At 65.1% G+C, this 7,071-nt stretch carries 6 protein-coding genes; 1 reads left to right on the top strand and 5 read right to left on the bottom strand.

Annotated elements, in window-relative coordinates:
- Positions 1-18: 18 nt before the first annotated feature.
- The 4 genes from ACWGIU_RS24495 to ACWGIU_RS24510 form a co-directional block, all read right to left on the bottom strand.
- Positions 19-1,227 (bottom strand): DNA cytosine methyltransferase, encoded by a 1,209-nt coding sequence (locus ACWGIU_RS24495; RefSeq protein ID WP_453709108.1) that lies wholly within the window; start codon positions 1,225-1,227, stop codon positions 19-21.
- A gap of 123 nt (positions 1,228-1,350) precedes the next feature.
- On the bottom strand, positions 1,351-3,183 hold the full coding sequence (locus ACWGIU_RS24500; RefSeq protein ID WP_453709110.1) for a DEAD/DEAH box helicase: 1,833 nt from the start codon (positions 3,181-3,183) through the stop codon (positions 1,351-1,353).
- The gene (locus ACWGIU_RS24505; protein ID WP_453709112.1) at positions 3,180-4,595 is read right to left on the bottom strand and encodes a transcriptional regulator; all 1,416 of its coding nucleotides are present in this window, start codon (positions 4,593-4,595) and stop codon (positions 3,180-3,182) included. The genes ACWGIU_RS24500 and ACWGIU_RS24505 overlap by 4 nt, the downstream gene beginning before the upstream one ends.
- An 88-nt stretch (positions 4,596-4,683) precedes the next feature.
- Positions 4,684-5,367, bottom strand: coding sequence for a hypothetical protein (locus ACWGIU_RS24510; RefSeq protein ID WP_453709114.1), 684 nt, complete (start codon positions 5,365-5,367; stop codon positions 4,684-4,686).
- A 195-nt stretch (positions 5,368-5,562) separates the two neighbouring features.
- Between ACWGIU_RS24510 and ACWGIU_RS24515 the strand changes: the two genes are divergently transcribed.
- Complete coding sequence (locus tag ACWGIU_RS24515; RefSeq protein ID WP_453709115.1) at positions 5,563-6,411, top strand: hypothetical protein; 849 nt, start codon at positions 5,563-5,565, stop codon at positions 6,409-6,411.
- A gap of 337 nt (positions 6,412-6,748) precedes the next feature.
- Here the strand turns inward: ACWGIU_RS24515 and ACWGIU_RS24520 are convergent, their stop codons facing one another.
- On the bottom strand, positions 6,749-7,045 hold the full coding sequence (locus ACWGIU_RS24520) for a hypothetical protein (RefSeq protein ID WP_453709117.1): 297 nt from the start codon (positions 7,043-7,045) through the stop codon (positions 6,749-6,751).
- Positions 7,046-7,071 lie beyond the last annotated feature (26 nt).

The following is a 7,071-nucleotide window of genomic DNA, read 5'->3' on the forward strand; positions in this document are numbered from 1 at the left end:
CTCCCGGACGGCGGAAGGCTAGATGCCGTCCTCCGGCTCGCCGATAGTCATCGGCCCGGCTGCACGGAGAACCTTCGCGATCGCTTCGCCAACCGCCTGTGCCACGGGCGGCGGAAAGGCATTCCCGACCTGCCGGTACTGAGCCGTCTTGCCCGGAGTCTTCTCCCGCTCCGAGTCGCCTTCGAAGTCCCACTCCGGTGGAAAGCCCTGAATGATCGCGGCTTGCTGGACGGTGAGCATCGGGCCGTCAGGCCGGAACAGGTCACGGTCTTCGCTCTGCTTCTTTTCGCACTCCGCGGGCGAGTTGGCGACGCCCAGAGCGTCGACGCCTAGGTGCCTCCACGCCGCCTTGGCGCGGCTGGGCCCCAGATCCGCACCCCCGTGCTTCTTCGAACCGCCGACGAGGGTAGGCGCGATGCCGCCGCTCTTGCTCCGCCAGCGCTTGAGGGCCTCCTCAGCCTTGCGCCTGCTCTCCCCGCCCTGCTTCAGGAAGGGCTGGTACCTGGCTGCCATCGTCTCGTCCAGCTCGTCCCGGACGGTCCGGATCTCCTTTTGCGGGGCAGGCCACTGGAATTCTTGGCCGCCCAGGACATCCTTATGGATTGCCACGAGAATTGCGCGCGGGCGCAGCTGGGGAACGCCGAACGTACTCGCTTCCAGGACCCGCCATCCACACACCTTGTAACCGGCGCCCTTGTAGGTTTTCTCAACACCGGTCAGGGGATCAATCGCATCGCCGCCTTGCAGGCGGGCTTCGACCCAGGTTCGATACTCCTCGAACTTGTCGTCCTTGATTCCGCGAACATTTTCGATCATGACCGCATGCGGCAGAAGTTCATCTACGAGGTCAAGCATGCGCGGGAACAGGTCACGCTCGTCATCCTTGCCCAGTTGCTTGCCGGCATGCGAGAAAGGAGGGCAGGGAACACCGCCAGCCAGGAGACTGAGCTCGCCCCGACGCAAGGGCCGCTCAAAATATTTGATCGGCTTCTTAAGGTTAACCATGGGCTTAAAATCATTCACGTCATCTTGAATGACGTCGCAATAGTCACGCTCGAATTGCCAGCCGTCACGATCCTCGACGTTGCGGCGCAGTGTCGCCGCTGCGTGCTGGTCGATCTCGACGAGCGCGAGGTGACTGAAACCCGCCTGGTGGAGGCCGATGGCCTGCCCCCCGGCTCCCGCGCAAATCTCAATCGAGGTCAGCGTGTGATCGCCGGCTCCCATCGAGTCCTCCTGGTGTGGCAGATGCAGACAGGCAAGTGTCGCACCTGCCACCGACACCGGCGGCACTTCGGTCCATGCTGACGCACTGACCCCCCAGCCCAGAGCTCTCACACGATGCCCTCGTCACACCCTGGCAGCTCCCATGTGACGCAGCAGCGCCCGCATATCGGCCTCGTCCATCCCCGCTGCTACAGGCCGCTCCTCCTGCAGGTCGCCCAGCTGCCGCACGGCGGGGTCGTCCAGGATGGCGCCCATGAACTCAAGCTTCTCGGCCAAGCGGAGTGTCACCACCTCATCAATGGTCCCACCGGAGGCGAGCACCGTGACGCGCGTCTCAGTACCCGGTTCCAGCCCCAGCCGGTGGATCCGGTCGAGGCTCTGCAGGAAGCGTCCGGCCATGAAGTCACGGTCGACGTAGACGGCGTCGTGACATTCACGGTGGAGGCTGATGCCTTCTCCCAGGGTGGCCGGATTAGAGATCAGGACGCAGCAGTCCGGGTCTTCCCGGAAGCGTCTGATCTGCTCGTCGCGGTCCAGCGTCCCCCCGTGGACGACGGCAGGCTGGTAGACGCTGAGCAGCCGCTCAAGGCTCGTAATGTTCCGGACAAAGGTCGACCACACCAGGGTCTTGCGCCCTGCTGCCACGTTCTGGGAAACGATGTCCCGCACAGCCTGATACTTCGGCGGCATTTCATGCTGGGGAAGCCTTTGCAGCAGCGTGAACAGAGACTCATCCTCTGCTGCCTCCAGGGGTGGCACCTGGAAGCTGAGAGGTTCGTATCGGCTGCTGCCTTCCACCAGCAGGGCAGGACTCGTCGCAGCCATCAGAAGCCGCAGCATTGCCCTGCCCAGAGCGTCGAAGTCATCTCTTGACGCTTCAGCCCGGGCAGTGTAGCGCCCGACCAGTGCGTCGTAGATCTCTCGGTGAAGACCATCCAGCTCAACCGTCCGGATCACTGGCTGGAACGGCGGCAGACCCAGTTCGCTCTTGGTCGTGCGAGTGAAAAGCGGCCGCAGTACCGAACTGGCACGTGCGAGATCGCCGCCCGCCACAGCCTGCGTGACGACGCGGCGCCCATGGCCGGGCCAGACAAACGACAGCAGATTCTCCAGATCGCGCGCTCCGTTCGGAGCCGGCGTGCCTGTAAGGATCAGGCGGCGGCGGCTGAGCGGGCCCAGCGCCATGCACGCGCTGCCGTACGTTCCCTGTGCTCCGAGCTTCATCCTGTGTGCCTCATCCAGGATGACCATCGAGGGCACCGCACGCAGCCAGTCAGCCAGCCCGGCAAGCGAACGGTCCAGCCGCTCGTAATTGACCACCAGAATCTCTGCGTGCGGATCCGGCAGCCCGCCCATGATCCGGACGGCCGGGGGCGAACCGAAGCACTCGCGGCTCTCCGACAACCACGACTCGTAGGCGGACTTGGGACTCACGACCAAGAGGCGCCGCGCCAGCCCGCGCTCCTTCATCGCCGCGTAGACAGCCAGGCCAACCCTGGTCTTGCCTGCACCAGGAACACTGAAGTTCGCACCATGACGCATGGATAGAAGGCGGCGGATGTCCCGGACCTGAAAAGACGTCAGATTGGCTTGCCAATCCGGGCCCAGGGCCGTCATGACGGATTCATCACCTGGAACAACATCGGACTCGGCTGCTCCCCGGACCAGGTATTCCTCCGCCTGGTCCGCGTCATCAAGCACATCGCTGACCAGCGCAAGGAGATCACCGTCCCAGCGGACGGACTCCGCGGCCGGCCAGTCCGACAAAACGTCGAGGCCTGTAAGGAATCCGTCGAGCGGAACTTCAACCATGAGCAGCCCGACCCGTACGCTTTCCGGAAAGCCTGCTGCCAGATGCGTCAGCTCGGTGCCATACGGCGCAGCTGCCTGGAGCACTGCCTTGGTACGCGATACATCGAAGCCAAGCCGGAGCGACGGTTCCGTCACCTCGCTCACTCCGCCTCCTCCCGCATCACGGCGAGCAGCCATGCCACACCGTCACCGGGTTCCTCAACGCTGCGCGAGGTCTCCCGTGCCAGCTTGAGCAAGCTCGCCTTCAAGGTCAGTACCGCCTCATCAAGACTCTCCTCGTCCAGACTGCGCGAGGCGCGGGCCAGTGCCAGGTCCGTAATGCACTGGTCAATGTCCTGGACGGCGTCGTGCAGCCGGTCTGGGGCTGCCTGCTTGCGCTTGCGCACGCGGGCGTCCTTGCCCGCCGGCACCAGTGCCTCCTCAACCGCTTCCTTTGCCTGCTTCCAGATGGCGGCCGCTTCATCTGCCTGCTCGCGGGGCACTGCCCCGGCAGCCCTCTCTACGGCTTTGGCCTGCAGCAACGCATTGGTGAACGCCTTGGCGGCAGCCACCTGGGGGCTCTCGGCTCCCACGCTCCGGTTCAGGCCCGGGATGACACGCACAACCGGTGCTGCGGGAGTCTGCTTGAGCTGCTCCGGAAGGTGACGGTGCAGGTAGCGCGCCCTGAAGTCCACGTCGGCGAGCCGCACATCCGTCTTGGAGAATTCAAGGACGATCAGAGCGAGCTTGTTCTCCTTGAGCAGATCAGCCTTCCCCGGGTTCTGCTTGGACTCCTTGGTAAAGGCCCGGTGGAGCTCACGCAGCTTCTCCTGATGATCCTCAAAATCCATCAGCTTGAGCTGAACCTCCCCCGTATTGGAGCGGTTCACCAAGTCCCGCAGCGTAGTCAGCACCCACTGGTCCTGCTTGGCTGTTTCGGGCCTGATCCGGAACTCCTTCGCAATATCCGCGAGCGGCCTGCCGTTGCCGACTTGCTCTTCAATGGTGAGGAGCCGGTTGATGTAGGAGTACGGTCGGCGGGTGTCATGACGAAGCTGAAGCGATAGCTCGACCGAGTTGATGTCGGACCATGTACAGGTCTCGGGCAATACGCCCACGCGCACACTGGGCACACCGAGTTCACGGAGGGCTGCCACACGGGTGTTGCCGTTGACGAGGATGCCGTCCCGGGTGATGAGACCCGGCTCGTTCTGACGGTACTCCTTAAGGCTGGATTTCAAGTCTTCGAAGTCACCATCACGCTTCCCCGGGTTCGAAGGCAGCGCCTGCAGCAGGTGACGGAGGTAGTCCTGGCTTTCCTCACTCCATGCATCATCCGTGAGCAACTGGTCGCGGTCGGGGTCGAAGCTGCGCTGCGCTCGGATCCGGTGCGTAGAAGGATTGAAGTACACCTGGTCAATGGGCATGTCGATGACCTGGATGACCATCGGCTTGGTCCGCCACTCAATGGTCAGGGTCTCTTGAAGTCCCTGGCCAGCGGCAGCCTCCAGAAGCCGCTTCTCAACCAGTTCCTGGTTCTCAGCGGCACGGGGCGGCCGGCCAAAGTCCATGCTCACGGTGTGTTGCCTCCAGCTAGGAGTGTGTAGGTATGGAATGGGCGGGGCCGGGAGTCGCGCGCGACCCCCAGCCGTGTGTTGTCCGGCGTTACACCGGCGGCAGCGCCAGGGCTTCGCGGACCGTGTCCCGGGCATCAGCCGGCAAGGTGCGGATGTCTGCCCACAGCCGCTCTACCTCCGCGAACTCGCGGCTCTCCGCGACGAGCCAGTCGGAAATCGTCTTGCGTTCCAAGGCTCCCAGCCGGCCCAGCCGGTCAAGGACGGACTTCAAGTCGGCGGTCAGGCCCCGGCCACCAACCCGGCAACGGTTGCATTCGGCTACGAGTTCTACCCGGCTGCCCCCATCAGGCAGCAGCACCGAGCGCCGCGCAATATCGAGCTGAGCCGACTCGTACGTACCTGCGAACGTCTCACCGGGCGTAATTCCGCACGACCGGCAGTGGTGTCCATCCCGGGCGAGCACCTCGCGCCGCTGGGTGTCCGTGATCGAACTCCCCGGCTTCGTACCCTTGCCGGGCTCCCAGACCGGTTCCCCCGGGGCCACGAAACGCTGCTCGTGCTGTCCCAGGGTGACGTCCTCGCGATGGGTGTCGATCCGCCAGCCGAAGTCGCGCAGATCGCGCACCCGGCGGTCGGCCTGGCTCACGCCGGGAAACGCAGCCTTCACGTCTTCCTTGGTGAAGGCATTTCCCTCCCCCACCACAGCGACGAGCCACAGCGCCGCGCGCTTCATCGTGCCGAGCTTCTGATCCGTCCATGACGGAAGACCCATCGAGTGTCTCCTAAATCCGGTCATACAGGAGCTGCTCAGCTTGGTCCGGGGACGGATACCCCCACCGGCAGCTTCAGCGGATGTCTCAACTCTTGCCGACGCGCGTGCCCAGAAGCCAGCGTCAGTCCGGTATCGAGGTCAGAGGAAACGCTCCGAGCTTCCCCAACCGCCTTGGATGCAGCAAGACTTCGGCTCATGAAGAAGCCCGGCATGATTGGAGAGACGGTGCCGCGCAAGACCAGGTGGAAGGAACTTCCCACCCTGCCCGAGGACCACCGGAGGTTCGTAGACATGCTTCGCAGGCTGCGCGAGTGCACGAACCGAACGCAGGCTGAGATCGCCGCTCAGGCATTCCTCGTGGCTTCCAGCCTCTCCAACCACCTCAACGGTGGCCGGATACCGGAGGAATCGCTGCTCGGCGCCTTCTTCACCGCTGTGCAGGCCGATGCCTCAGAGCAGGGAACGGAACTGCCCTGCACGCTTGCGGAGCTGCTGGAGCTGCGGCGCCGCGCCAGGATTCAGCACTGCGACTGCCTGTCACACTCAGCCAGCGTGCAGCCCTCAGGTGGATCTGCCGGTGATCCGCCGGCTTCCACGCTGACACCGGACCGCGGTACTCGCCGGTTGCGCTCCCGCGCCCATCGCCTCACCACCCGCTCAAGGGCTCACTCCCGCGCCGCAGCGCGCGCCGTCCCGCCAGAGAGCAAGGTGCCGGTCCCCCCTGGAGAGGGGGACCGGCCGCGCACGGGACTCTCAAGCGCAACATGGACGGAACTCGAGACAGTGACTCACTTCCTTGCCGAAGGCAGGCACCGAGACGCCGGCTTCCTTTTGTGGCGCGCGGGTAAGACGCTGAGCGCGCGGCAGATTGTCGAAGCGGTGGCCTCATGCAGGGAAGCCGGGTTGCACGAAGCCGCGGAATCCGTTCTCGCCGGCGTAAGCGAGCGAGCCGACAGACAAGCCATTCTGAACATCACCTCCGCCCTTCAAACTGCGGGCCGGCACCAGGATGTCGGTTTTCTGCTGTCAGCCGCATCCAAGTAGCTCCGAAGTGAAGCCGGTTGGCTTGCCAGCCGTCGGTGGGAGTGGGCAGGGAACGTTTGGCCGATCCCTTAGAGCTGCACAAGGGCAGGTCCGGTTCCGTTCGCCATGCCACGGGCGGAGAGGCCGGCTCGGCTGTGCGGCGAGAGCCGGACCTCGGGCTTCGGCCGCCGGAACGGCCTGGCAACAGGAGTGGCCTAGCTCTATTGCCCTGTGAGGTTGGGGACGCGGCTGGCGGGTGGTTTGCCTGCGACACACCGAACCTGAAAGGCCCTCACCCGTTCAAGACGCCTCAGCCAACACCTCCATCACCCGTCCACAACCTCCCGGGGCAGTACACCTAGCGGTCCGCCGCCGCGTAGGTGGCCGCGGCCACCGCGGCCGCCGCCGTGAAGACCGCCGGCCAGGCGCCGATCTTCTTCGCCAGGGGGTGCGATCCCGCGAACGCGGCGACGTAGGCCGTGCTGAGGAGGGCCGTGGTCGTTGGGGTCGTGCGGCGGTGCCATTCGCGGGCCGCGACGGTGCCGGCGGCCGCGAGGATCACGCCGCCGAGCGGGCGTACGCCGGTCCAGCGGGCCGTGGCGTAGCCGCCGACCAGGCCGGCCGCCGCTATCGCCGAGGTGGGAAACTGCGCCATCGTGGGGTCCTCCAGCCGTTCGGACG

This window comes from Streptomyces sp. NPDC054840, from assembly GCF_053611065.1.

Bases quoted from the DNA above. Each gene is read 5' to 3' on its own strand.
- ACWGIU_RS24495 (WP_453709108.1), bottom strand. From the start codon at position 1,227: ATGGGAGCCGGCGATCACACGCTGACCTCGATTGAGATTTGCGCGGGA.
- ACWGIU_RS24510 (WP_453709114.1), bottom strand. From the start codon at position 5,367: ATGGGTCTTCCGTCATGGACGGATCAGAAGCTCGGCACGATGAAGCGC.
- ACWGIU_RS24515 (WP_453709115.1), top strand. From the start codon at position 5,563: ATGAAGAAGCCCGGCATGATTGGAGAGACGGTGCCGCGCAAGACCAGG.
- ACWGIU_RS24520 (WP_453709117.1), bottom strand. From the start codon at position 7,045: ATGGCGCAGTTTCCCACCTCGGCGATAGCGGCGGCCGGCCTGGTCGGC.